A 25,953-nucleotide genomic window follows, 5' to 3' on the forward strand; every position below is an offset into this window, starting at 1 on the left:
TCGGCCTCCTAAAGGGTGCTCGTCAGCGGCCACATCCCGTTGGGCGTGACGATCGTGCCCGCGGAGCCGGCGAGTATGTCCGCGGCCTCGTCGAGCCTGCCGATGGCGGCCATGTCGCCGGTCGTCTCGACGAACCGGCACACCGCCTCGACCTTGGGCCCCATCGACCCGGCCGGGAAGCGCAGGCCGCGCAGCTCGTGCGGGGTGGTGCAGGCGATCTCGCTCTGGCCCGGCGTGCCGAAGTCGCGGTACACCCGCGGGACGTCGGTCAGGATGAGGAAGGCGTCGCACTCCAGCGCCTCGGCCAGCATCGAGGCGGTCAGGTCCTTGTCGATGACGGCCTCGACGCCCGTCAGCCGGCCGCGCGCGTCGCGCACGACCGGGATGCCGCCGCCGCCCGCGCAGACCACCACGACGCCCTCCCGGATCATCTTGCGGATCAGCCGGGTCTCCACGATGCGCTGCGGCGTGGGGGAGGGGACGACGCGGCGCCAGTGGCTGCCGTCGGGCTTGACCGTCCAGCCGTACTCGGCGGCCAGCTTGCGGGCCTCGTCCTCCTCGTAGATCTGGCCGACGAACTTGGTGGGGTCGTCGAAGGCCGGGTCGACGGCGCTGACCAGGGTCTGGGTGACCATGGCGAGCACCTGCCTGCCGGGCAGGGCGTTCTGCAGCGCCTGCTGCATCCAGTAGCCGAGCATGCCCTGCGTCTGCGCGCCGAGCGTGTCGAAGGGGTAGGGCCGGCTCAGGTTCGGGTCCGCGGCGCTCTCCAGCGCCAGCATGCCGACCTGGGGGCCGTTCCCGTGGGTGATGACCAGCTCGTGCTCGCCGGCGAGCCCGGCCAGGGTCCTGACGGCGCCGGCGATGTTGTCCCTCTGCACGTCGGCGTCCGGCTTCTGGCCGCGCTTGAGCACCGCGTTGCCGCCGAGTGCGACGATGACCCGCATTCAGTCCCCCAGGGTTGCGACCATGACCGCTTTGATGGTGTGCAGCCGGTTCTCGGCCTCGTCGAAGACGATGGAGCGCGCCGACTCGAAAACCTCGTCGGTCACCTCCAAGGCCTCCAGGCCGGTCCTGGCGTGGATGTCGGCGCCCACGCCGGTCTCCCGGTCGTGGAAGGCGGGCAGGCAGTGCATGAACTTCACGTCCGGATTGCCGGTGGCCCGGACGACGTCGTCGTTCACCTGGTACGGCAGCAGCAGTTCGATCCGCTCGTCCCACACCTCCTTCGGCTCGCCCATCGAGACCCACACGTCGGTGTAGAGGAAGTCGGCGCCCCTGACGCCCTCGGCCACGTCCTCGGTGATGGTGATCCGGGCGCCGGTGGACCCGGCCAGCTCCTCGGCGGGCCGCACCGCCAGGTCGCGGTCGGGCCGCAGGGCGGGCGGGGTGACCAGCCGGATGTCCAGGCCGAGCAGCGCGCCGGTGACCAGCAGGGAGTGGCCGGTGTTGTTGCGCGCGTCCCCGAGGTAGGCCAGGGACACCTCGCGCAGCGGCTTCTCGCTGTGCTCCCGGATGGTGAGCATGTCGGCCAGCATCTGGGTGGGGTGCCACTCGTCGGTCAGGCCGTTCCACACCGGCACGCCGGACAGCGCCGCCAGGTCCTCGACGTAGGACTGCTTGCTGCCCCGGTACTCGATGCCGTCGAACATCCGGCCCAGCACCCGCGCGGTGTCCTTGACCGACTCCTTGTGCCCGATGTGCGAGCCGGCCGGGTCGAGGTAGGTGACGTGCGCCCCCTGGTCGTGGGCGGCCACCTCGAACGCGCAGCGGGTGCGGGTCGAGGTCTTCTCGAAGATGAGCGCGATGTTCTTGCCCTGGAGCCGCTGCCGTTCGACGCCGGCGTACTTGGCGGCCTTCAGCTCCGCCGACAGGTGCAGCAGGAAGCCGAACTCCTCCGGCGTGAAGTCCAGTTCCTTGAGGAAGCTGCGGTTGCGCAGGTTGAACGCCATGTCACCCCTTCCGGATGCCCTCTAGATGCCGTCGCGCTCCAGCGGGCAGCTCATGCACCGCGGCCCGCCGCGTCCTCTGCCGAGCTCGCTGCCCCGGATGGTGATGACCTCGATGCCGTTGTCGCGCAGGTGGTTGTTCGTGGTGGTGTTGCGCTCGTAGGCGACGACGACGCCGGGCTCGACGGCCAGGCCGTTGCAGCCGTCGTCCCACTGCTCGCGCTCGGCGGCGTACACGTCCTGGTGCGGGGTCAGGACGGTGATGTCGTCCATGTCCAGGGCGTGGGCGATGGCCTTGTGCATGTCCTGGGGCGGGTGGTCGGTGACCCTGAGCTCCTTGGAGGTGTCGCCCGGCTCGATCGTGTACGCCGGCAACATCCCGAGCCCGGCGTACTTGGTGAACACCCCGACGTCGAGCATGGTCATGACCGTGTCGAGATGCATGAACGCGCGCGCCTTCGGCATGTCCAGCGCCACGATCCGGGTCGCGGACCCGGCGCTGAACAGCCGCTGGGCCAGCATCTCGACCGCCTGCGGCTGGGTGCGCTCGCTCATCCCGACCAGCACCGCGCCGCGCCCGATGACCAGCACGTCGCCGCCCTCCAGGGTGGCCGGCGCCATCGAGTGGCCGGGCAGCCAGCAGTGGAAGCCGCCCTCGTGGGGCCGGTCGAAGCCGGAGGCGAACATCGGGTGGAACCGGTAGACGGCCTCCAGGTTGACCGTCTCGCGCATGCGGGCCTTCTTGCGCATCGCGTTGATCGACACGCCGTCGTAGATCCAGCAGGAGGTGTCGCGGGTGAACAGGTGGTTGGGCAGCGGCGGCAGGATGAAGTCGTCGTCGGCGGTGGTGTGGAAGGCCACCGACTTGGGGTCGCAGTCCATCGCGATCAGCTCGCGCTTGGTGATGCCGCCGGTCAGGTGCATCTGGAGGGTGCCGGCGTCCATGCCGTCGAGGGTGTTGCGGATGTCGTCGATGGCGACCGGGCCGAGCCAGCGCTCGTCGATGACCGCGTCGAGGATGTGCTTGCGGGCCTCGGGGATGTCGACCACGTCACGCAGGAGGTCGGCCAGCATGTGGACGACGATGCCGCGCTCGCTCAGCACCCGCTCGAACTCCTCGTGCTCCTCCACCGCGCGCTGCACCCACAGCACGTCGTCGAACAGGAAGGCGTCCTTGTTGCTGGGGGTCAGCCGCTTGAGGGCCAGTTCCGGCTTGTGCAGCAGGACCTGGCGCAGGCGCCCCACCTCTGAATCGACATGAAAGGTCATTTCTCAGATATCCCCTCAGCGCGGCGGACATCACGCGGGCCGTACTCGCCGTGCCGGGCCTTCACCCAGATGTAGACGGGCACGCCGACCAACAACATCAGCGTCCCGCCGAGCACGGCCGGGGCCCCGGAGCCGTACGCCATCCAGAACGAGAACAGCAACGCGAGGACCGCGACGGCCAGGTCGCGGGCCAGCCGCCCCCGGTCGATCCGCCGTTCCCGGGTCGCCAGCCAGAACAACTGCGCGGCGGCCGAGAAGAAGTACGGGATGACCGTGGTGAAGGAGGCCAGCAGCACGATCGTGTCGAAGGCGTTCGCGGAGGCGTAGCCCACCAGCAGCATGAGCGAGGTGAGGACGGTCCCGGCCAGGATGCCCGCCAGGGGCGCGCCGCGGCGGGTGACCACGGAGAAGGCGGGCGGGAACAGGCCGTCCTTGGCGGCGGCCAGCGGCATCTCGGCGACCAGCAGGGTCCAGCCGTTCAGCGCGCCGATGCCGGAGACCACGGCGCAGGCCGCCATGAGCAGCCCGCCGCCGGTGCCGCCGAACATGTGGTCGAGCGCGGCGGCGAAGGGCGCGGTGGACCCGACGAGCTCCTCCTGCGGCACGGTGCCCATGACGGCGACCGTGCTCAGGATGTACATGGCGGCGCAGGCCAGCACGCCGATGACGCTGGCCCGGCCGATGGTGCGGGCCGGGTCCTTGACCCGGTCGGCCGCGATGGCGGCGCTCTCCACGCCCGAGTAGATGAACAGCGTGACCGCCCCCGCCAGGGAGACGGCCGAGACCCACCCGTTCCCCGTGGCGTTGAACGGGGGGTAGTTGCCCTTGTGCACGAAGAACAGGCCGACGACCGCCACGAACAGCAGCGGCGTGAACTTCAGGATCGTGGTGACCACCTGGAAGGCGGCCGCGTTGCGCACGCCCGCCAGGTTCACCACGGCCGGGATCCACACCCCGGTCAGGCCGATCAGGATCGCACCGAGCGTGCCGCCCCAGTCGAGCCCGAACAGCCCGTGGGCCAGGTACTGGACGTAGCCCACCCACGCCACGGCGATGGCCGCGTTGCCGATCCACGCCGTCAGCCAGAACGACCAGGCGATCCAGAACCCGGCGAACTCCCCGAACGCCTCGCGGGCGTAGGCGTAGGGGCCGCCCGCCGCCGGGACGCGCCCGCCCAGGCGGCCGAAGACGAGCGCCATCGCGATGGCGCCCGTGGTGACCAGGACCATGGAGACCAGGCTGACCGTCCCGAACGCGGCCAGCGAGGCGGGCAGCAGGAAGATGCCGGTGCCCACGACGTTCCCCATGACCAGCGCGACGGCCGCGCCGAGGCCCAGGCCGCCCGCGGCCGACGAGCGCGTCCCGCGCGCCGCCGTCGTCACGCCTTTCGAGGGCGGACGTGGTTCCCCCATGCGTGCCCCCCGCGCGAGTCTCCAGGAAGAGCCGCCGCCGAGCGCGTACGGCCCTCGGGGACGTGCCCTACGCGAAGGACGCCGACACGGGGAGTGGCGGGGTTTTACCTGATCGCGGGGTGCGGCAGGGTGTCGGGCGAGCCCGTCAGCAGCAGCACGACGGCGAACACCCCCAGGCACAGCGCCATCAGCGCCAGCGGCCAGGCCAGCGAGGCGGGGGCGCCGTGCCGGGACATGGCCGCGAACAGCTCGGGGTCCTCGTCCCTGACCTGCCGGGCGATGGCCTTGAGCATCGACTGCTCGCGTGCCGACAGCGCCATGTGAAACCTCCCCCGAGAAGACTTAGAGGAGGTTTTATACCTGTATGTCGGCAATTGCCAAATTCACCTGGCAGGGCGGGCCGAAGAGCCGGTCAGGACGTCCGCCACACCTGGACGGAAGGGCGGGGCGCTCACGTTGTACCAGGTAGTGCCTGGTACTGTGTGTCCCGACCAACACCCTTTTAAGACCCGTCCCGTGAGGCGGGAAAGGTGGTGAGATCCCTCCATGTCCGATTCCAGGGCCGTGCTTGAAGGCCCGGACATCCACCGGGCGCTGACCCGAATCGCGCACGAGATCCTCGAACGCACCAAAGGCGCCGGCGACGTCGTCCTCCTCGGCATCCCCACCCGCGGCGCCACGCTCGCCCGCAGGCTCGGCGACCGCGTGGAGCAGTTCGAAGGGCTCAAGATCCCCGTCGGCTCGATCGACATCACCATGTACCGCGACGACCTGCGCCGCGGCCCCGTCCGCCCGCTGGGGCGCACCGAGCTGCCGCCCGACGGCATCGACGGCAAGGTGGTCGTCCTCGTCGACGACGTGCTCTACTCCGGCCGTACCGTCCGCGCCGCGCTCGACGCGCTCAACGACCTCGGCCGTCCCACCGCCGTGCAGCTGGCCACGCTGGTCGACCGCGGCCACCGCGAGCTGCCCATCCGCGCCGACTACGTGGGCAAGAACCTGCCCACCGCCAAGAGTGAGAAGGTCAAGGTCTACCTCTCCGAGACCGACGGCCGCGACGCCGTCCTGCTCATGAAGGAGGGCGACCGGTGAACAGGCATCTGATCTCGGCGGGCGACCTCACCAAGGACGACGCGCTGCTCATCCTCGACACCGCCGAGGAGCTGGCCAGGGTCTCGGAACGGTCCATCAAGAAGCTGCCCACGCTGCGCGGCCGCACGGTGGTCAACCTGTTCTTCGAGGACTCCACGCGCACCCGCATCTCCTTCGAGGCGGCGGCCAAGCGGCTCTCGGCCGACGTCATCAACTTCTCGGCCAAGGGGTCGAGCGTCTCCAAGGGCGAGTCGCTCAAGGACACCGCGCTCACCCTGGAGGCCATGGGCGCCGACGCCGTCGTCATCCGCCACGGCTCCTCCGGCGCGCCGCACCGGCTGGCCGGCTGGGTGCGCGGCAGCGTCGTCAACGCAGGCGACGGTACCCACGAGCACCCCACGCAGGCGCTGCTCGACGCCTTCTCCATGCGCCGCCGCCTCGGCCGGCTCGACGGGCGCCGGGTCACCATCGTCGGCGACGTCCTGCACAGCCGGGTCGCCCGCTCCAACGTGCTGCTGCTCAACACGCTCGGGGCCGAGGTCACCCTCGTCGCGCCGCCCACGCTGCTGCCCGTCTCGGTCGGCACCTGGCCGTGCGAGGTGTCCTACGACTTCGACGCCGTGCTGCCCAAGTCCGACGTGGTGATGATGCTGCGGGTGCAGAAGGAGCGGATGAACGCCGCCTACTTCCCCAGCGAGCGCGAGTACTCCCGCCGCTACGGCCTCGACCGCGACCGCTTCGCCAAGATGCCGGACGAGGCCATCGTCATGCACCCCGGGCCGATGAACCGGGGCATGGAGATCGCCGCCGAGGTGGCCGACTCGCCGCGCTCCACCATCGTGGAGCAGGTCGCCAACGGCGTGACCATCCGCATGGCCGTCCTGTACCTGCTGCTCGGGGGAGAGACCCAGTGAGTGGGCGGAGCGAACGAACCAGTAGGCACAGCATCATGATGATCGTCGTGCCGACGAAGGAGGCGCGATGATCATCAAGAATGTCAGGATCCTCGGCGGGGAGCCGGTGGACCTCCGGATCGCCGACGGGCGGATCGCCGAGATCGGCACCGGCCTCGGCGCCGGTCCGGGCGGCGGCGAGACCGTCGAGGGCGGCGGCGCGATCGCGCTGCCCGGCCTGGTCGACCTGCACACCCACCTGCGCGAGCCCGGCCGCGAGGACGCCGAGACGGTCCAGACCGGCACCCGGTCCGCGGCCCGCGGCGGTTACACCGCCGTGCACGCCATGGCCAACACCTCGCCCGTCGCCGACACCGCCGGCGTCGTCGAGCAGGTCTGGCGGCTCGGCCGCGAGTTCGGCCACTGCGACGTGCAGCCGGTCGGCGCCGTGACCGTCGGCCTGGAGGGCAGGCAGCTCGCCGAGCTCGGCGCGATGGCCGACTCGGCCGCCCGGGTCAGGGTCTTCTCCGACGACGGCAAGTGCGTCAGCGACGCCGTGCTGATGCGCCGCGCTCTCGAGTACGTCAAGGCGTTCGACGGTGTCGTCGCCCAGCACGCCCAGGAGCCCAGGCTCACCGAGGGCGCCCAGATGAACGAGGGCGTCGTCTCGGGCAGGCTCGGCCTGACCGGCTGGCCGGCCGTGGCCGAGGAGGCGGTCATCGCCCGCGACTGCCTGCTGGCCGCGCACGTCGGCTCCCGCCTGCACGTCTGCCACGTCTCCACCGCGGGCTCGGTCGAGATCATCCGCTGGGCCAAGTCCAAGGGCTGGAACATCACCGCCGAGGTCACCCCTCACCACCTGCTCCTCACCGACGACCTCGTCGAGGAGTCCCCGGTCGGCGCCTACAACCCGATCTACAAGGTCAACCCGCCGCTGCGCACGCACGCCGACGTCCAGGCGCTGCGCGCGGCGCTGGCCGACGGCACGATCGACGTCGTCGCCACCGACCACGCCCCCCACCCGGTCGAGGACAAGGAGACCGAGTGGCCGGCCGCGGCCATGGGCATGATCGGCCTGGAGACCGCGCTGAGCGTCGTCCAGGAGGCCATGGTCGAGACGGGGCTGCTCGACTGGGCCGGGGTCGCCGAGCGCATGTCGCTCACCCCCGCCCGCATCGGCCGCCTGTCCGGCCACGGCCGTCCGCTGGAGCCGGGCGCGCCGGCCAACATCACGCTGTACGACCCGTCGGCCCGCACCGAGGTGGACCCCTCCGCCTACGCCTCCAAGAGCAGGAACACCCCGTACGAGGGGATGACGTTGCCCGGCCGGGTGGTCGCCACGTTCCTGCGCGGCACGCCGACCGTTCTCGAAGGGAAGCTGGTTTGAACACCGCGGTGCTCGTCCTGGAAGACGGCCGCGTCTTCCACGGAACCCCTTACGGCGCCGAAGGCGAGACGTTCGGCGAGATGGTCTTCAACACCGGCATGACCGGCTACCAGGAGACCCTCACCGACCCCTCCTACCACCGGCAGATCGTCGCCATGACGGCCCCGCACATCGGCAACACCGGCGTCAACGACGAGGACCCCGAGTCGGGCCGCGTCTGGGTCGCCGGGTACGTCGTCCGCGAGCCGTCCAGGGTCGTCTCCAACTGGCGCGCCGACCGCTCGCTCGACGACTACCTCAAGCAGCAGGGCGTCGTCGGCATCGCCATCACCGGCACCCGCGCCCTGACCCGCCACCTGCGCGAGCGCGGCGCGATGCGGGCCGGCATCTTCTCGGCCCCCGCCGCGACCGTCGAGGAGCTCGTCGAGCGGGTGCGGAGCTCGCCCGCCATGGAGGGCGCCGACCTGGCCGCCGAGGTGGCCACGGCCGAGCCCTACGTCGTCCCCGCCGTCGGTGCCAGGCGCTTCACCGTCGCCGCCGTCGACCTGGGCATCAAGGGCATGACCCCGCACCGGATGGCCGAGCGCGGCTGCGAGGTGCACGTGCTGCCCGCCACGGCCACGTACGAGCAGATCATGGCGGTCGGGCCCGACGGCGTGTTCTTCTCCAACGGCCCCGGCGACCCCGCCACCGCCGACGTGTCGGCCCTGCGGGGCGTCCTGGAGGCCGGGGTGCCCTTCTTCGGCATCTGCTTCGGCAACCAGCTCTTCGGCCGCGCGCTCGGGCTGTCCACGTACAAGCTGCGCTACGGCCACCGCGGCGTCAACCAGCCGGTCCAGGACGTGCGCACGGGCAAGGTCGAGATCTCGGCCCACAACCACGGGTTCGCCGTCGAGGCGCCGATCGGCGAGCCGTTCGAGACCCCGTACGGCCCGGCCGAGGTCAGCCACGTCAACCTCAACGACCGCTGCGTGGAGGGCCTGCGCCTGCTCGACGGGCGGGCCTTCAGCGTCCAGTACCACCCCGAGGCCGCCGCGGGGCCGCACGACGCCGCTTATCTCTTCGACGAGTTCTGTGAGGTCATGAGCCGTGCCCAAGCGTGAGGACATCCGGTCGGTCCTGGTGATCGGCTCCGGGCCGATCGTGATCGGCCAGGCGTGCGAGTTCGACTACTCCGGCACCCAGGCCTGCCGGGTGCTGCGGGCCGAGGGCTTCCGCGTCATCCTGGTCAACAGCAACCCGGCCACGATCATGACGGACCCGGAGTTCGCCGACGCCACGTACGTCGAGCCGATCACCCCCGAGTACGTCGAGAAGATCATCGCCAAGGAGCGCCCCGACGCGCTGCTGCCCACCCTGGGCGGCCAGACCGCGCTGAACACCGCGGTCGCGCTGCACGAGTCGGGCGTGCTGGAGAAGTACGAGGTCGAGCTGATCGGCGCCGACTTCGACGCGATCCAGGCGGGCGAGAACCGCGAGAAGTTCAAGGAGATCGTCGCCAAGGTCGCCCGCGAGCACGGGCTCAACGCCGAGTCGGCCAGGTCGGTCATCTGCCACACGATGGAGGAGTGCCTGACCGGCGCCCGCGAGCTGGGCTACCCGGTCGTCGTGCGGCCCAGCTTCACCATGGGCGGCGCCGGCTCCGGCTTCGCCTACGACGAGGACGACCTGCGGCGCATCGCCGGCGCCGGCCTCGACGCCTCGCCGACCACCGAGGTGCTCCTGGAGGAGTCCATCCTCGGCTGGAAGGAGTACGAGCTGGAGGTCATGCGCGACAAGGCCGACAACGTCGTGATCGTGTGCTCCATCGAGAACATCGACCCGATGGGCGTGCACACCGGCGACAGCGTCACCGTCGCGCCCGCGCTCACGCTGACCGACCGCGAGTACCAGAACATGCGCGACGTGGCCATCGCGGTCATCCGCGAGGTCGGCGTGGACACCGGCGGCTGCAACATCCAGTTCGCGGTCGACCCGCGCACCGGGCGCATGATCGTCATCGAGATGAACCCGCGCGTCTCGCGCTCCAGCGCCCTGGCCTCCAAGGCCACCGGCTTCCCGATCGCCAAGATCGCCGCCAAGCTGGCCATCGGCTACACCCTCGACGAGATCCCCAACGACATCACCAAGGAGACCCCGGCCTCCTTCGAGCCGACGCTCGACTACATCGTGGTCAAGGTGCCGCGCTTCGCCTTCGAGAAGTTCCGCGGGGCCGACCGCACGCTGACCACGCACATGAAGTCCGTGGGCGAGGCCATGGCCATCGGCCGCTCCTTCACCGAGGCGCTGCAGAAGGCGCTGCGCTCGCTGGAGAAGAAGGACTCCTCCTTCAGCTGGGCGGGGCCCGTCCAGGACAAGGACGAGCTGCTGGCGGCGTGCCGCACCCCGCACGACGGGCGGCTGCGCACGATGCAGCAGGCCGTGCGCGCGGGCGCGACCGCGGCCGAGCTGTTCGAGGCCACCAGCGTCGACCCCTGGTTCCTCGACCAGCTCCTCCTGCTGGAGGAGGAGGCCCAGGAGATCGCCGCCGCGCCCGAGCTCGCCTCCGGCGTGCTGGCCCGCGCCAAGCACCACGGCTTCTCCGACGCGCAGATCGCCGAGATCCGCGGCGTCCAGGAGGCCCACGTGCGCGGCCTGCGCCACGCGCTCGGCGTGCGGCCGGTCTACAACACCGTCGACACCTGCGCCGCCGAGTTCGCCGCCAGGACGCCGTACCTGTACTCCACCTACGACGAGGAGACCGAGGTCCCCTACGGCGAGCGGGAGAAGGTCATCATCCTCGGCTCCGGGCCCAACCGCATCGGGCAGGGCATCGAGTTCGACTACGCGTGCGTGCACGCCTCGTTCGAGCTGTCGCGGGCCGGGTTCGAGACCGTCATGGTCAACTGCAACCCCGAGACCGTCTCCACCGACTACGACACCTCCGACCGGCTCTACTTCGAGCCGCTCACGCTGGAGGACGTCCTGGAGGTCGTGCACGCCGAGCAGCAGACCGGCCCGGTCGTGGGCGTGATCGTGCAGCTCGGCGGGCAGACGCCGCTCGGCCTGGCGCAGGCGCTCAAGGACGCGGGCGTGCCCGTGGTCGGCACCTCGCCCGAGTCGATCCACCTGGCCGAGGAACGCGGCGCGTTCGGGCGGGTGCTGGCCGAGGCCGGGCTGCCCGCGCCCAAGCACGGCACCGCGCTGACGGTCCCCGAGGCGCTGGAGATCGCCGCGGAGATCGGCTACCCGGTGCTCGTGCGGCCCTCGTACGTGCTCGGCGGGGCCGGCATGGCCATCGTCTACGACGACGAGACGCTGACGACGTACATGGCGGCCCAGGAGGGCGGCCACCCGGTCCTGGTGGACAAGTTCCTCGACGAGGCCATCGAGATCGACGTGGACGCGCTCTACGACGGCGAGGAGCTGTTCCTCGGCGGCGTCATGGAGCACATCGAGGAGGCCGGCATCCACTCCGGCGACTCGGCCTGCGTGCTGCCGCCGCTCACGCTCGGCAGCCACGACGTCAAGCGCATCCGCGCCGCCACCGAGGCCATCGCCGCCGGGGTGGGCGTGCGCGGGCTCCTGAACGTCCAGTACGCCATGTCCGCCGGCGTCCTGTACGTCCTGGAGGCCAACCCGCGGGCGAGCCGTACCGTGCCGTTCGTGTCCAAGGCGACGGCCACGCCGCTGGCCAAGGCGGCGGCCCGGGTGATGCTCGGCTCCTCGATCGCCTCGCTGCGCGCGGAGGGCATGCTGCCGGCCACCGGCGACGGCGGCACGCTGCCGCTGGAGGCGTCCATCGCGGTCAAGGAGGCCGTGCTGCCCTTCAACCGCTTCCGGGGCGTCGACACCGTGCTCGGTCCCGAGATGCGCTCCACGGGCGAGGTCATGGGCATCGACGCGTACTTCGGCGTGGCGTTCGCCAAGTCCCAGGCAGGGGCCTACGGCGAACTGCCGACCAAGGGACGCGCGTTCGTGTCCGTGGCCAACAGGGACAAGCGTGCGATGATCTTCCCTGTGAAGGCACTGGCCGACCTCGGCTTCGAGATCCTCGCCACCGAGGGCACGGCCGAGGTGCTGCGCCGCAACGGTGTCCATGCCAAGATCGTGCGAAAGCACAGCGAGGGGACCGGGCCCGGAGGTGAGCCTACGAGCGTGCAGGCGATTCTCGACGGCGAGGTGGACCTGATCGTCAACACGCCGTTCGGCAGCCCCGGCCAGTCCGGGCCGCGCCTGGACGGCTACGAGATCCGCACCGCGGCGGTGCTGCGCGGCATCCCGTGCATCACCACCGTCGCCGGGCTGGCCGCCGCGGCGGCCGGGATCCAGGCGATCGTCCGCGGCGACGTCGGGGTGCGTTCACTCCAGGAGCACGCACAGGCACTACGCGGCTGACCGCGCGGGAGGTGAAGACGACTGGCCGGCACACCTGTGCAGGTGACGGGCACGGTGCTGACGACGCGCCGGGTCGACGCCTACCATGCGCTGACGGTGGTGGCGCCCGGCATCGCCGAGCGTTACCGCCCCGGCCACTTCGTCTCCGTGGCGGTAGGCGGGGCCCACACGTCGATGGTGACGCGCCGCGCGCTGTCCATCCATGACGTCAAGTCCGACTACGGCGGCACGGTCGAGCTCGTCTTCACCGCCGCCGGGCCGGGCACGTCCTGGCTGGCCGAGCGGCGCGCCCGCGACACGCTGGACCTCGTCGGGCCGCTCGGCCGGCCGTTCCCGCTGCCGCGCGACCCGGTCAACTGCGTGCTGGTCGGCGCCGAGTACGGCTCGGCCGTGCTGTTCCCGCTGGCCGACGCGCTGCTGGCGCGCGGCTGCCGGGTCGACTTCGTGCTCGGCGGCGCCGGGGCCGACCGCGTCTTCGGCGCCATGCGGGCCCGCCGCATCGCCGAGACGACGACCCTGACCACCGAGGACGGCTCGCTCGGCCTGCGCGGCAAGGTCACCGACGCGCTGCCGTCGGTGATCGCCGACACCCGGGCCGACGCCGTCTACGCCTGCGCGCCCATGCCGGCGCTGCGGGCGGTGACGGCGGTGGCGATGGAGTTCGACATCCCGGTGCAGGTGGCCGTCGAGGAGTCGATGGCCTGCGGCATCGGGGTGTGCATGACGTGCGTCATCCCGGTCATCGGCGACGACGGCGCGACCAGGATGGTCCGCGCGTGCACGGAGGGCCCGGTGTTCCGGGGGGAGCGGGTGCGGTTCGAGGACGTGGGAACGATCCCGTTCGACGCGCTCGGCGCCCCCGGAGGCGGTGCTCGCCATGTCAGTTGATATGCGTACATTTCTGGCGCACGTGGAGCTGGCGAACCCGATCACCACGGCCGCCGGCTGCGCGGGCTCGGGCCAGGAACTCGCCCAGTTCTTCGACCTCCACCGGTTCGGCGCGCTGACCACCCGGTCCATCACCATGGCCCCCCGCGCGGGCCGTCCGACCCCGCGCATGGCCGAGACGCCCTCCGGCATGCTCAACGCCGTCGGGCTCCAGGGGCCGGGCATCGAGGCGTTCCTGGAGCGCGAGCTGCCCTGGCTGGCCCAGCGCGGCATCAAGACCATCGTCTCGATCGGCGGCGGCACCGTCGCCGAATACTCCGAGCTGGCCCGCAGGCTCGCCGACGCGCCCGGGGTGACCGCCCTGGAGGTCAACCTTTCTTGCCCGAACATGGAGGACAGAGGGCGTGTCTTCGCGCGCGAGGGCAGCGCCGCCGCCGAGGTGATCGCCTCGGTGCGCTCGATCATGCGCTACGACGTCCCCGTGGTGGCCAAGCTCGCTCCCGACGTGGCCGACATCGTCTCCGTCGCCCGCGCCTGCGTGGACGCCGGCGCGGACGCCCTGTCCATGATCAACAACCCGCTCGGCATGGCCATCGACACCGAGGCGCTGCGCCCGTCGCTGGCCGCCGTGACCGGAGGGCTGTCGGGGCCCGCCATCCTGCCCCTGGCCGTCCGCTGCGTCTGGCAGGTGCACGCGGCCCTGCCCGGGGTGCCGCTGATCGGCATGGGCGGCGTGATGACCGGCAGGGACGCCTTCCAGCTCATCCTGGCGGGCGCCTGCCTCGTCGGGGTGGGCACCGCCCTGTTCCACGACCCCTACGCGTGCCTGCGCATCGAGCGCGAGCTTGAGGACCTGCTGCGGGCACGCGGCTTCCAGCGCCTGGCCGACGCCGTCGGCCTGGCCCACCGACCGCCGGGGAGCGCTCCCCGGCACCTTCTGGCCGACTCCGAGGAGAGCTCCCCTTGACGCCCGCACCCATCGCCGTCGCCCTCGACGCCCCCGACCTGGAGACCGCCGCCCGGTGGGCGAGCCTGGTGACGCCGCACGTCAGCACCATCAAGGTGGGCCTGGAGCTCTACCTGCGCTACGGCCCCGACGTGATCGCCTCCGTACGCGGCGCCAGCGGCGTCCAGATCTTCCTCGACCTCAAGCTGCACGACATCCCCAACACCGTCGCGGGCGCCGCCAAGGCCGTCTCCCGCCTGCGCCCGGCCATCCTGACCGTGCACGCGGCGGGCGGCACGGCCATGATCCGGGCCGCCGTCGAGTCCGCCCCGCAGACCAAGATCGCCGCTGTGACGATCCTCACCTCGCTGAACGAGTCCGACCTCGACCGCATCGGCCTGGCCGGGCCCGCCGACGAGGCCGTGCGCCGCCTGGCGGCCCTGTCGGTCGAGGCCGGGGCCACCGCGCTGGTGTGCTCGCCCAACGAGGTCGCGGCGGTGCGGGCCGAGGTGGGGCCCGGCATCACCCTCATCACGCCCGGCGTGCGCCCTCAGGGGGCCGACGTCCAGGACCAGGTACGCGTGGCGACCCCCGAGCAGGCGCTGGCCGACGGCGCCGACCTGCTCGTCATCGGACGCCCGATCACGGGCTCGGCGGACCCCGGAGCGACCGCCGCCGCCATCGCCGCCTCGCTGCGCCGCACGACCGCCTCCTGACCCGCGCCACCGGACCGGTTTCCGGGGCCGGCTTCTCGCGAGCCGGTTTCCCGGGCCGGTTCTTCCGAGCCGGTTTCCGGAGCCGGCATTTCTGAGCCGCTTCCCGGGCGAGTTGCCGGGCCGGTTTCCCGGGCCGGTTTTCGACGCGCGGGCGGGGCATGGCGGCAGGCGTCGCCGGACCGTCCGCACAGCCCTCGCTCACAAGATCGTAATGCATCCGCGCGGCGTTCGCGCACCCTTCCCGAATCGGGTTTCGGTCCTGGTCCGGCCCTGGTTTCGGACATGATCGGCGGACGCGTCGATGATCTTCGCCGTGTTCCGGGACGCCGTCCGGGCCGGACGCGCGAAGCGGGAAGTGAGGGCGATTTGATCAGCAGTGGGTAATTTTACGCTCACGGACAGTGATGAAGTGGATTTTGTGAGGGGAGAAACCGCTCTTGACGTTGCTTAGGGGGCGATGACCAGCTAGTTTCCCTTCCCGTCCGAGTACATCGACAGAAATTCGAGGTGACCCGGCGTGGCTCTTCCTCCCCTGACCCCTGAGCAGCGCGCCGCAGCCCTTGAGAAGGCTGCCAAGGCCCGTAAAGAGCGTGCCGAGGTCAAGAACCGGCTCAAGCATGGCGCGGTTTCTCTGGCTGAGGTGCTCAAGGATGGGCAGACCGACGACGTCATCGGCAAGATGAAGGTGTCGGCACTGTTGGAATCGCTCCCCGGCGTGGGCAAGGTCCGCGCCAAGCAGCTCATGGAGCGGCTTGCCATCGCCGAGTCCCGCCGCGTGCGGGGTCTCGGTGCGAACCAGAGGGCTTCCCTCGAGCGCGAGTTCGGTGGCAACGAGAGCTAATCTCTGTTCCACAAGAAAGCGCAGGTTCAACGGGGGGTAGGAAGTGACCGACAGGTCCTGGTCCGGCGAAGCAAGGGCCCATGAGGCAGTCGGATCGGGAGTGAAGGTCGGCTTCCTCCCCCTGAGCAAGAGGCGGCTGACGGTCCTGTCCGGGCCGTCGGGCGTCGGCAAGTCCACGGTCGTCGCCGAGCTCCGGCGGGCACACCCCGAGGTGTGGCTGTCGGTCTCGGTGACCACCAGGAGGCCCCGTCCCGGCGAGGTCAACGGGGTCCACTACTTCTTCGTCGACGGCGAGGAGTTCGACCGGCTCGTCGAGGCCGGCGAGCTGCTGGAGTGGGCGGAGTTCGCGGGCAACCGCTACGGCACCCCGCGCGACGCGGTGCTGGACAAGCTCGCCCAGGGCGTCCCGACCGTCCTGGAGATCGACCTGGAAGGCGCCAGGCAGGTGCGCAGCACCATGCCGGACGCGCTGCTGGTCTTCCTGGCCCCCCCGACGTGGGAGGAGCTGGAGAAGCGGCTGCGCGGCCGCGGCACCGAGCCGGAGGACGTCATCGAGCGCCGGCTTCAGGCCGGACGGGTCGAGATGGCGGCCGAGTCGGAGTTCGACCTCACGCTGGTGAACACGAGTGTCCAAGAAGTGTGCCACCGGCTGATAGCCTTGATGACTGACCCTCAGGGGGTCACCACCACCATCAACCGAGAGGTCTGACAATCGTGGCAGGCACAACCCCGGCCGCGGAGGGCATCACCAACCCGCCGATCGACGCGCTGCTCGACATCGTCGACAGCAAGTACTCCCTGGTGATCATGGGCGCCAAGCGCGCCCGCCAGATCAACGCCTACTACTCCCAGCTCGGCGAGGGCCTGCTGGAATACGTCGGGCCGCTGGTCGAGACGCACGCTCAGGAGAAGCCGCTGTCCATCGCGTTGCGCGAGGTCTCCGAGGGCCTGCTCAACGCCGAGCCCATCGAAGGCGCGGTCTGACCCCTTCGATGAAGGTCGTCCTCGGCGTCAGCGGCGGCATCGCCGCGTACAAGGCGTGTGAGCTGCTGCGGCTGTTCACCGAATCAGGTCACGAGGTGCGGGTCGTGCCGACCCGCGAGGTCCTGCGGTTCGTGGGCGAGCCCACGTGGGCCGCCCTGTCGGGCAACCCCGTGACCGCCGACGTCTGGGACGACGTTCACGAGGTGCCCCACGTGCGCATCGGCCAGCGAGCCGATCTCGTCGTGGTGGCGCCGGCGACCGCCAACACCCTGGCCAAGGCGGCCCACGGGCTCGCCGACGACCTGCTGACCAACACGCTGCTGACGGCGCGCTGCCCGGTCGTGTTCGCCCCGGCCATGCACACCGAGATGTGGCAACATCCGGCCACCCGTGCCAACGTCGCGACCCTGCGCGAGCGCGGGGCCGTCGTGATCGACCCGGCCGTGGGGCGCCTCACCGGCGCCGACACCGGCCCCGGCCGGCTGCCCGACCCGGCCGAGATCTTCCAGGTCTGCCTGCGCGTGCTGCGCGGCGGGCCGCGCGACCTGGCCGGGCGCAAGGTGGTGATCTCCGCCGGAGGCACCCGCGAGGCGATCGACCCGGTCCGCTTCATCGGCAACCGCTCGTCGGGGTTGCAGGGGTACGCCCTGGCCCGTACGGCGGTTGCGCGCGGCGCCGAGGTGACCGTCGTGGCCGCCAACGTCGCCCTCCCCGATCCCGCGGGGGCCGCCGTGGTGCGGGTGGGGTCCACGGCCGAGCTGCGCGAGGCGGTGCTGGCCGCCTGCGAGAAGGCCGACGCCGTCGTCATGGCGGCCGCGGTGGCCGACTTCCGCCCGGCGTCCCGGCACGACTCCAAGATCAAGAAGACCGACGGCGAGCCCGACCCCATCCACCTGACGAAGAACCCCGACATCCTGGCCGAGCTGGGCCGGCTGCGCCGCGAGGCCGGCGACGGTCCCCGGGTGATCGTCGGGTTCGCGGCCGAGACCGACGACGTGCTCGCCAACGGGCAGGCCAAGCTCGCCAGGAAGGGCTGCGACCTGCTGGTCGTCAACCAGGTGGGGGAGGGGCTGGCGTTCGGCACGCCCGACAACGCCGCCACCGTCCTCGTCGCCGGGGGCGAGCCCGTCGAGGTGCCGCGCGGCCCCAAGGAGGACGTCGCCGACGCCGTCTGGGACCTGGTCGCGCCCCGCCTGTCCTAGCGCGCTCCTTCCCGCAAGAACGATTACCCGATCGCCAGTTGCGACACCCCGGACGCCTACCGATACTTGGGGGCAAAGGGGGACGGAATGCCGGTGGGGTCCGCTGTCAGGGATCGTTGCAGGAGATTGCTGGAAGACCAGGGAGGTATCCGTTACGTCTTCCCCGCGCTGTCCGTGGGGCCGACGGGAACGGGCCACTTCCTCATCGTCGTCACCGATTCGTCCGTCTCGGTGCTCACCACCAGAACCCTCCGGAGCGACCGGCCGGTCGCGGTGTTCGCCACGTACCCGCGGCACACCAGGCTCGGGCCGATCCTGCCGGGACCGTTCATCGAGCTCGGCACCACCGTGTTCGAGTTCGACGAGGAGTACGCGGCGGTGGTCTGCGCCGCCGACGCCGAGGTCTTCGCGCCGGAGACGCTGCCGCCCGATCCCCTCCCCGACCTGTGACCGGACACGGACACCGGACGGTTTCGCGACCGGGCGCCGGGTAGGGCTAGACTTCGGCGAGGCCCTGGCGTGTACTTCCGTCCCGGGCCCAACATCCGTCAGCAGCCGCTGCATGAGGAGCCACTGAGTTGTCACGTCGCCTGTTCACCTCCGAGTCGGTCACCGAAGGCCACCCGGACAAGATCGCCGACCAGATCAGTGACGCGATTCTCGACGCCATGCTCAAGGACGACCCCAAGAGCCGGGTCGCCGTCGAGACGCTGATCACTACCGGCCAGGTCCATGTCGCAGGCGAGGTCACGACCGAGACCTACGTCGACATCCCCGGCGTCATCCGGGAGAAGATCCTGGAGATCGGCTACGACGCCTCCCACAAGGGCTTCGACGGCGCCTCCTGCGGCGTGTCGGTGTCCATCGGCGCGCAGTCGCCCGACATCGCCCAGGGCGTCGACGACGCCTACGAGCACCGCGTGGGCGGCGACGCCGACGAGCTCGACCGCCAGGGCGCCGGCGACCAGGGCCTGATGTTCGGCTACGCCTGCCGCGAGACGCCGGAGCTCATGCCGCTGCCGATCACGCTCGCGCACCGGCTCGCCCAGCGCCTGTCCGAGGTCCGCAAGACCGGCAAGGTGCCCTACCTGCGCCCCGACGGCAAGACCCAGGTCACCATCGAGTACGACGGCGACAAGCCCGTCCGCCTCGACACCGTGGTCGTCTCCACCCAGCACGCGGCCGAGATCGACCTCAAGGAGATGCTCGCCCCCGACATCAAGGAGCACGTGGTCGACCCCGTGCTCGACGGGCTGGAGATCGACACCGAGGGCTACCGGCTGCTGGTCAACCCGACCGGCCGTTTCGAGATCGGCGGCCCGATGGGCGACGCCGGCCTCACCGGCCGAAAGATCATCATCGACACCTACGGCGGCATGGCCCGTCACGGCGGTGGCGCGTTCTCGGGCAAGGACCCGTCCAAGGTCGACCGCTCGGCGGCGTACGCGATGCGCTGGGTGGCCAAGAACGTCGTCGCGGCCGGGCTGGCCGACCGGTGCGAGGTGCAGGTCGCGTACGCGATCGGCAAGGCTCAGCCGGTGGGCCTGTTCGTGGAGTGCTTCGGCACCGAGAAGCTGCCGGTGGAGCAGATCCAGGCGGCCGTGCTGCGCGTGTTCGACCTGCGTCCGGCGGCCATCATCCGCGACCTCGACCTGCTGCGCCCGATCTACTCCGAGACCGCCGCCTACGGGCACTTCGGCCGTGAGGGCTTCTCCTGGGAGTCCACCGACCGCGCCGAGGCCCTTCGGACGGCTGCCGGTCTCTGACCTTTCTCAGTTCGGTTTGACGCAGGTGCCGCATCTGGCCTTTTGAGGGCATGGATGCGGCACTTGTCATGGGCTGTGGTGGTGGGGGACGGGCCTCTGACGTACGTTCGTTCGGTCGGCTTCGTCGGATGTGCAAGGCGTCTGCCGAAGGTCCGTCGGCCCGGCTCTGGGCGTACGACGTGCATGCCCCTTCCGGTGCGCTCTTCTTCGCGCTCGCGCGGGCGTGCTGCGTCCTGTTCGCCGTGCGGTAGGGCGGGCTGTGTGTGACGCGCGCATGCGCCGTGTCTGTGCCTTCGCGTGCTTTTCGGGTTGTGTGGGCTCGTTCCTGGTAGGTCTGCCGTCGTGGGCGGTGTGATCGGTGCCTGGAGCCCGGCCGGGGGCGTTCGGGCTGGTGGGTCGCCTGGTCGTGGGGCGGGTGGTCGAAGGGGCCGGTCGTCGTGATGGTGTGGGGCTGTGCGTCGGCGGTGTGGGGATGGCGGGGCGCGGGGTCTGGTAGACGTTAGTGCGTGACCCACTCCGACGACGCCCTTCTGCCGCTCGACGCCGTGCGGCCCCCGGCGTCGTCCAAGGACACCAAGGGGGCGGTGGTCGCGGCCCCCGAGCGGCCGGTGGCACGGGTGGTCGTGGACAGCCCGCTGCCGCATCTCGACCGTCTCTTCGACTACCTGGTGCCCGCCGCCATGCACGAGGCGGCCCGGCCGGGGGTGCGGGTGCGGGTGCGGTTCGCGGGCAAGCTGATCGACGCGTTCCTGCTGGAGCGGGTGGACGAGAGTGAGCACGAGGGCAAGCTGACCCCGTTGGAACGGGTGGTCTCTCCCGAGCAGGTGCTCACGCCGGAGATCGCGGGTCTGGCGCGGGCGGTGGCCGACCGTTACGCGGGCACTCTCACCGACGTGCTCCGCCTGGCCGTCCCGCCGCGTCACGCCAAGGCCGAAGCCGAGGTCCCGCCTCCCGCCGACCCGGCTCCGCCGCCCGTCTCGTCTCGCGCGCCCTCCCGCGAGGCGGCTCAGAACGCGTCCCCCGCCGTCGATCGAGTGGCTCCGAGCGCGTCTTCCGGCGTCGTCCAAGCGGCTGGTGCACCGGAAGGTCCCGAGGTGGCGGGCTCACCGTCGGCCGTGGTCGAAGAGGCGGCGACGGGTGATGGCCTGGTGGGGGAGACGTTCGGCGAGGTGAACGAGGTCGAGGAACGGCAGGCCGCCGACACTGCCGCTGACGTCAACGCCACCACAGCCGCCGACGCCCACGCTGACGTCGACGCCGCCAACGCCGAAGCCGCCCATGTCGGCGCCGCCGGCGCCGCCAACGCCGGCGCCGTCACGCCGACTCGAAGCGGGCAGCCGGGGGCCTCGGCGGGCGCGGTCGGGGGCCAGGGGGGCGTCTCGGAGCTTGCGAAGGAGGGACGGAGGAGTGCCTGGGACGCCTATCCGACCGGGCCCTCGTTCCTGGACGCGCTGCGCCACGGTCGTGCCCCCCGGGCCGTGTGGTCGGCGCTGCCCGGGGCCACGGGATGGACGGGGGCCATGGCGGAGGCGGTGCTCGCGACGCTGGACGGCGGACGCGGAGCGGTCCTCGTCGTACCCGACGGCAAGGACGTCGCGCTGGCGGACGCCGAGTTCGAGCGACTGCTCGGCCCCGGCAGGCACGTGGCGCTCACGGCCGACCTCGGCCCCGCCGAGCGGTACAGGCGGTGGCTGAAGGTCCTCAGAGGCCAGGTACGCGCCGTCGTGGGCACGCGGGCCGCCATGTTCGCCCCCGTGGCGGATCTCGGCCTGGTGGCCATCTGGGACGACGGCGACGACCTGCACGCCGAACGCCTGGCCCCCTACCCCCACGCCCGGGAGGTCCTCGGCCTGCGCGCCCACCGGACGGGCGCGGCCATGCTGATCGGCGGCTACGCGCGTACGGCCGAGGCCACCCAGCTCATCGCCACGCGCTGGGCAAGGCCGATCGTGGCCGCCCGCGCAGTGATCAGGAGCCTGGCCCCGCGGGTGCGTCCCGCCGGTGAGGACGCCGAGCTGGCCAAGGACCAGGCGGCCCGGCAGGCGAGGCTGCCCAGCCTGGCCTGGCGGGCGCTGCGCCAGGGGCTGGAGAGCGGGCCGGTGCTGGTGCAGGTGCCCAGGCGCGGCTACCTGCCGGCGTTGGCCTGCCGCCATTGCCGTGCCCCGGCGCGCTGCGTCCTGCCGCCCACCAGGATCGCCCCGCACCTCGCCGCACCACTGACCGCCGCCGGCGCGCCCACGGCCGCCCGGGGCGAGGCGGACACCCGCAGCGAGGCGGGAGCACGCAGTGGGGCGGGTGTCCGCGGTGACGCGGGAGCGCGCGGCGGGGGCGAGGGGCAGGGCGGGCCAACGCCGGTCGCCGGGGAGCCGCTCGCCATGCCGGTGACGGCGTCCGGGCTGGTGACGGCGTCCGGGCCGGTCCCGTTGGGCCTGCCCTTTCAGGTACCGGGCGGCTCGACGGCGCCCGGGACAGGAGGCGGAGCGCTGCCGCCTGCCGCGGACGGGATGGGCGGGATGCCGGAAGGGCCCGGCGCGTACGGCGGCGGGGAGTCGCTGTGTCATGGGCCGCTCGCGCTCAGGGCCGGGCACGCCGCTCCCTACTGCCGCTGGTGCGGCCGGGTGGACGCCGACTGGCGGTGCCCGTCCTGCGGCAGCCCCCGCCTGCGGGCGGTCGTCACCGGGGCCAGGCGCACCGCGGAGGAGCTGGGCCGGGCCTTCCCGTCGGTGCCGGTGCGCACCTCGGGCCGGGACGGCGTGCTGGCCCGCGTGCCCGCCGCCCGCGCCCTCGTGGTCGCCACGCCCGGCGCCGAGCCCGTGGCCGAGGGCGGTTACGCGGCGGCCGTCCTGCTCGACGGATGGGCGCTGCTGGGACGGGCCGACCTGCGGGCGGGGGAGGAGACCCTGCGCCGGTGGATGAACGCAGCCGCGCTGCTGCGGCCGTCCGCCGAGTTGGTGGTGCTCGGGGACGCCGGGCTGCCCTCCGTTCAGGCGCTGCTGCGGTGGGACCCGATCACGCACGCCGAACGCGAACTGGGCGACCGGGCCGAGCTGGGGTTCCCGCCCGCGGTGCGGATGGCGACGCTGACGGGTTCGGCGAGCGCCGTGCGGCAGATGCTCGACGAGGTACGCCTCCCGCCGGACGCCCAGGTGCTCGGCCCCGTCCCCGTGGACGAGTCGGGTCTGGAACGGGCGATGATCCGGGTACGGCGCGGCGGCGGGGCGGCGTTGTCGGCCGCGCTCAAGGGGGCCAGTGGGGTGCGTGCGGCGCGTAAGACGCCAGATGTCGTGAGGGTGAGTGTCGACCCACTCGACCTGATTTAGACCGTTTCCCCGATTCGCTCATCTGTTGGTCAGCCGTTAGCGTGCCCCTGTGTCGATCGAATGGGTGAACCAGGCCATCGACGACCTGCGCGCATGGGGGCGCGCGCGGGAAGTCGAGGTGGACGCGGACGAGGTCCGCCTGCTCTGCGACTACGCCAGCGACTATCTCAACGTCAACGAACTGCGCGACTTCACGCCGGAGACCTTCGACGAGCTGCTGCTGTCCATCTACCCGCGCAAGGTGATCGCGCCGCCCGAGAGCGCGGCCGAGACCGTGGCGGCCGCCCGTACGCTGGTCGACTATCTCGGCGACGCCGGGCACGCCGGTCCGGACACCGTGGCCGGCATGCGGGCGCGGCTCGACGAGATCGGCCCCCGCATGTCCGAGGCCCTGGCCGACACGGCCAACTTCGGCATGGCCAAGAGCCTGTTCAGCTCGATCGGCCCCGAATCGCTCGAACAGGCGGTGCCGATCCCGTCCGGGGAGCTGCCCGACCTGGGCGAGGCGCCCTGCGACTGTCCGGGCTGCACCCCGCTGCCCGCCGTGCGGCTGGCCTCGGAGGAGGAGCTGGCCGAGGCGCTGCGGACCGTTCCGAAGCTGCCCGGCGGCCCGCCACCGGCCGACGGCGAGCCGCTGCGCGCCTGGGCCGGGACCGTGGCCCGCCTGCTGGAGGACGACACCGGCGGCGAGATCACCGGCCACGCCGAGCTCGACGAGGGGCTCTACGACCTGTTCGACATGCTCTACCGCCTCCAGGCGCCGGTGCCGCTCCAGGTCGTCGCCGACTACCTGGAGGAGGTCTCGGGCGAGGGCGGCGTCGACGTGGGCGGGGCGCTCGACCGGCTGGCCGGGTGGGGCATGGTCCGCCTCACCGGCGAGGCCGCCGAGCTGACACCCCTGGCGGTCTGGGGGCTGCGCGAGCACTACCTCTCACTCGGCATGGACGCCCCCATCGCCCCCGACCTGGGCGAGGCCGACGCGCGCGGCCTGATCGAGGGGCTGCTCGAAGGGCTGCCCGCCGAGCTGGCCGAGCAGGACATCTCGCGCTGGCTGTCCGGCCGGGCGGCGGGCGAGGCCGCGGCCGAGCTGCTGACCGCCGCCTCCGGCGCGCCCGCCGTGGCCCGCGGAATCGCCGTCACCATCGTCGACCGGCTCGGCGCGGAGGCCGAGCCGCAGGTCCGCGACCACCTCGACGACCAGGAGCTGCGCCCGCACGTCATACACTGGCTGGCCGCACGTGGTCTGGGCGCGCCGCCGCTCACCCAGGACGAGTTGCTCTGGGTCAGCGTCGACATGCTCGCCCTGGCGATGCCGGCCGCGCGGGAGGATCCGGAGATCTTCGCCGAGAACATGGCGGCGTCCGGTCCGCCGGCCCACCTCATCGAGGAGATGTGGCGGGTCGACCACCCCGACGTGGTCGAGGTTCTGGAGCTGCTCGGACGCTCCATCCCCGACGACACGGTGGCCAAGGCGGCGCGCAAGGCGGCGTTCAAGGCGCGCTCCCGGGCCATCCGTTGAGTACGTCCTTGTGACTGCTGTGCAGTAAGTTTCCTGGGTGGCAAACAACGTCTTCGACCTCGCCGAGCTGCGCAAGCTGATCGATGAGCAGGCCGCCGTGCCCTCACGGCCACCTGAGGAGACCTCCGTGGAGCACGAGGCGCTGACCTTCCCGCCCGTCCTGCTGGCGAGCGACGCCGAGCTGGCCCGCGCGGTGCCCGCGGTGCCGCTCGTCGCCGACGCCATCCGCCTGACCGCCTGGACGGGCAGCCGCGAGGTGGGCGCCGACGGTATGCTCGGCGAGTCCGACGCCAGGGCCGCCGTCGAAGAGCTGGGGCTCCAGGAATCCCGGCTGCGGCTGATCTGGATCGTCGCGGTCAACACCGGCCTGCTGCGCATCCTCGGCGGCCGGGCCTCGCGCGGCCCGCTGTCGATGCAGCTCACGGTCGAGGCCACGCTGGAGTTCTGGGACGGCGTGGTGATGGACGTCCTCGACCGCGCCGACGACGGCCTGACCGGCTCGGCCGTGGTCGACGACCACCTGGCCGAGATGCTGGCCACGATCTACTCGGTGCGCTCGGGCGTGGCCGTGGGCAATCTGGCCAGGGGCATCCTCCAGTCGCACGAGGTCGCCTGCGCGCCGGGCCCGGTCGAGATGCGCAGGCTGGCCGCCGCGCTGCCGGCCGAGCTGCTGGAGGCGGTGTCGCTGCTGGCGTACTGCGGGCTGGTCGAGCAGACCGAGGCCGGGCGCACGGCGCTCACCCCGCTCGGGGTCTGGGCCGTCCGGCGCGACCTGCTGCGCGAGGGCCACGACGCGCCCACCGCCGCCGAGGTGCAGGTCTTCGCCGACCTGTCGGCCGCCGAGCTGGTCGAGGCGCTGGTGAAGGGCACGGCCACGCAGAGCGCCGTGGCGGGCTGGCTGGAGCGCCGGCCGCCCGAGGCGGCCGCGCGCGAGCTGATCGAGATCGCCGCCTCCGGCACCGCCGGGCAGCGCGGCGCGGTCGGCGCCATCCTGGAGGAGCTGGGCCCGGAGGCCGAGGAGCCCGTGCGGCGGGCGCTCGACCACCCGTTGACGCGCCGCTACGCCGCCTCCTGGCTGCACATCCGCGACCTGGAGGCCCCGCCGCTCAGCCCCGAGGACCACACCTGGATCGCGGTCGACAACCTCGCCGCGCTCATGCACCTGTCCGGTCCGGCCGCGGGCCGCCTCGACATGCCCGAGCCGGGCGAAGACCTGATCAAACTCGTCGGCGAGATGCCCGCGGTCGGCCATCCCGACACGCTGGCCGTGCTCGACATGCTCGCCGGCGCCCACGACGACCGGGCGGTGGCCAAGGCGGCGCGCAAGGCCGCGATGAAGGCCCGCTCCCTGCGGCACGACCGGCCGTCGGCCCACCGCCGGTAAACTGGGCTGAT

General features: G+C 71.9%; 22 protein-coding genes. 17 read left to right on the forward strand and 5 right to left on the reverse strand.

The genetic code is table 11. The annotated features are described in order from the left end of the window. Positions 1-8: 8 nt before the first annotated feature. The 5 genes from arcC to ACIHAD_RS10710 form a co-directional block, all read right to left on the reverse strand. On the reverse strand, positions 9-944 hold the full coding sequence (gene arcC, locus ACIHAD_RS10690; protein ID WP_397354133.1) for a carbamate kinase: 936 nt from the start codon (positions 942-944) through the stop codon (positions 9-11). Continuing rightward, positions 945-1,949, reverse strand: a complete 1,005-nt coding sequence (argF, locus tag ACIHAD_RS10695) for an ornithine carbamoyltransferase (RefSeq protein WP_397354134.1) — start codon at positions 1,947-1,949, stop codon at positions 945-947. It abuts the gene before it with no gap. A gap of 21 nt (positions 1,950-1,970) precedes the next feature. After that, complete coding sequence (locus ACIHAD_RS10700; protein WP_397354135.1) at positions 1,971-3,215, reverse strand: arginine deiminase; 1,245 nt, start codon at positions 3,213-3,215, stop codon at positions 1,971-1,973. Then, a complete protein-coding gene (locus tag ACIHAD_RS10705; RefSeq protein ID WP_397354136.1) occupies positions 3,212-4,597 on the reverse strand; it encodes an amino acid permease in 1,386 nt (461 codons plus the stop codon). The genes ACIHAD_RS10700 and ACIHAD_RS10705 overlap by 4 nt, the downstream gene beginning before the upstream one ends. 134 nt (positions 4,598-4,731) lie before the next feature. Beyond that, a complete protein-coding gene (locus ACIHAD_RS10710) occupies positions 4,732-4,947 on the reverse strand; it encodes a DUF3040 domain-containing protein (RefSeq protein WP_397354137.1) in 216 nt (71 codons plus the stop codon). A gap of 226 nt (positions 4,948-5,173) precedes the next feature. On the opposite strand from ACIHAD_RS10710, the gene pyrR reads away from it, so the two are divergent. The 17 genes from pyrR (at position 5,174) to ACIHAD_RS10795 (ending at position 25,942) form a co-directional block, all read left to right on the forward strand. Further along, positions 5,174-5,719: a bifunctional pyr operon transcriptional regulator/uracil phosphoribosyltransferase PyrR gene (pyrR, locus tag ACIHAD_RS10715; RefSeq protein WP_397354138.1), complete on the forward strand. Its 546-nt coding sequence runs from the start codon at positions 5,174-5,176 to the stop codon at positions 5,717-5,719. Beyond that, the gene (locus ACIHAD_RS10720; protein WP_397354139.1) at positions 5,716-6,633 is read left to right on the forward strand and encodes an aspartate carbamoyltransferase catalytic subunit; all 918 of its coding nucleotides are present in this window, start codon (positions 5,716-5,718) and stop codon (positions 6,631-6,633) included. Before pyrR ends, ACIHAD_RS10720 begins: the two co-directional genes overlap by 4 nt. Positions 6,634-6,700: 67 nt before the next feature. After that, positions 6,701-7,999 (forward strand): dihydroorotase, encoded by a 1,299-nt coding sequence (locus tag ACIHAD_RS10725; RefSeq protein ID WP_397354140.1) that lies wholly within the window; start codon positions 6,701-6,703, stop codon positions 7,997-7,999. Further along, entirely contained in the window at positions 7,996-9,102 is a 1,107-nt protein-coding gene (gene carA / locus ACIHAD_RS10730) for a glutamine-hydrolyzing carbamoyl-phosphate synthase small subunit (RefSeq protein WP_397354141.1), read from the forward strand. The genes ACIHAD_RS10725 and carA overlap by 4 nt, the downstream gene beginning before the upstream one ends. Beyond that, positions 9,089-12,376, forward strand: a complete 3,288-nt coding sequence (gene carB, locus ACIHAD_RS10735; RefSeq protein WP_397354142.1) for a carbamoyl-phosphate synthase large subunit — start codon at positions 9,089-9,091, stop codon at positions 12,374-12,376. The genes carA and carB overlap by 14 nt, the downstream gene beginning before the upstream one ends. 21 nt (positions 12,377-12,397) lie before the next feature. After that, entirely contained in the window at positions 12,398-13,264 is an 867-nt protein-coding gene (locus ACIHAD_RS10740) for a dihydroorotate dehydrogenase electron transfer subunit (RefSeq protein WP_397354646.1), read from the forward strand. After that, a complete protein-coding gene (locus tag ACIHAD_RS10745; RefSeq protein ID WP_397354143.1) occupies positions 13,254-14,231 on the forward strand; it encodes a dihydroorotate dehydrogenase in 978 nt (325 codons plus the stop codon). Before ACIHAD_RS10740 ends, ACIHAD_RS10745 begins: the two co-directional genes overlap by 11 nt. Beyond that, positions 14,228-14,926, forward strand: coding sequence for an orotidine-5'-phosphate decarboxylase (gene pyrF / locus ACIHAD_RS10750; protein ID WP_397354144.1), 699 nt, complete (start codon positions 14,228-14,230; stop codon positions 14,924-14,926). Before ACIHAD_RS10745 ends, pyrF begins: the two co-directional genes overlap by 4 nt. Positions 14,927-15,443: 517 nt before the next feature. Continuing rightward, positions 15,444-15,767 carry an integration host factor, actinobacterial type gene (mihF, locus tag ACIHAD_RS10755; RefSeq protein WP_020541698.1) on the forward strand — a complete coding sequence of 108 codons (324 nt, stop codon included), beginning with the start codon at positions 15,444-15,446 and terminating at the stop codon, positions 15,765-15,767. A gap of 100 nt (positions 15,768-15,867) precedes the next feature. Continuing rightward, a complete protein-coding gene (gene gmk / locus ACIHAD_RS10760) occupies positions 15,868-16,476 on the forward strand; it encodes a guanylate kinase (RefSeq protein ID WP_397354145.1) in 609 nt (202 codons plus the stop codon). A gap of 5 nt (positions 16,477-16,481) precedes the next feature. Beyond that, positions 16,482-16,751 carry a DNA-directed RNA polymerase subunit omega gene (rpoZ, locus tag ACIHAD_RS10765; protein WP_043638590.1) on the forward strand — a complete coding sequence of 90 codons (270 nt, stop codon included), beginning with the start codon at positions 16,482-16,484 and terminating at the stop codon, positions 16,749-16,751. Positions 16,752-16,759: 8 nt separating this feature from the next. After that, on the forward strand, positions 16,760-17,953 hold the full coding sequence (gene coaBC, locus ACIHAD_RS10770) for a bifunctional phosphopantothenoylcysteine decarboxylase/phosphopantothenate--cysteine ligase CoaBC (RefSeq protein WP_397354146.1): 1,194 nt from the start codon (positions 16,760-16,762) through the stop codon (positions 17,951-17,953). A 126-nt stretch (positions 17,954-18,079) separates the two neighbouring features. Continuing rightward, a complete protein-coding gene (locus ACIHAD_RS10775; RefSeq protein ID WP_397354147.1) occupies positions 18,080-18,403 on the forward strand; it encodes a hypothetical protein in 324 nt (107 codons plus the stop codon). Positions 18,404-18,531: 128 nt separating this feature from the next. After that, positions 18,532-19,719: a methionine adenosyltransferase gene (metK, locus tag ACIHAD_RS10780; protein WP_397354148.1), complete on the forward strand. Its 1,188-nt coding sequence runs from the start codon at positions 18,532-18,534 to the stop codon at positions 19,717-19,719. 506 nt (positions 19,720-20,225) lie between these two features. Further along, the gene (locus ACIHAD_RS10785; RefSeq protein ID WP_397354149.1) at positions 20,226-23,039 is read left to right on the forward strand and encodes a primosomal protein N'; all 2,814 of its coding nucleotides are present in this window, start codon (positions 20,226-20,228) and stop codon (positions 23,037-23,039) included. 49 nt (positions 23,040-23,088) lie between these two features. Next, positions 23,089-24,558, forward strand: coding sequence for a hypothetical protein (locus ACIHAD_RS10790; RefSeq protein WP_397354150.1), 1,470 nt, complete (start codon positions 23,089-23,091; stop codon positions 24,556-24,558). A 37-nt stretch (positions 24,559-24,595) separates the two neighbouring features. Beyond that, a complete protein-coding gene (locus ACIHAD_RS10795) occupies positions 24,596-25,942 on the forward strand; it encodes a hypothetical protein (protein ID WP_397354151.1) in 1,347 nt (448 codons plus the stop codon). The last annotated feature ends 11 nt before the right edge of the window (positions 25,943-25,953 follow it).

This window comes from Nonomuraea sp. NPDC052265 (genome assembly GCF_044547985.1).
GTDB lineage: Bacteria > Actinomycetota > Actinomycetes > Streptosporangiales > Streptosporangiaceae > Nonomuraea.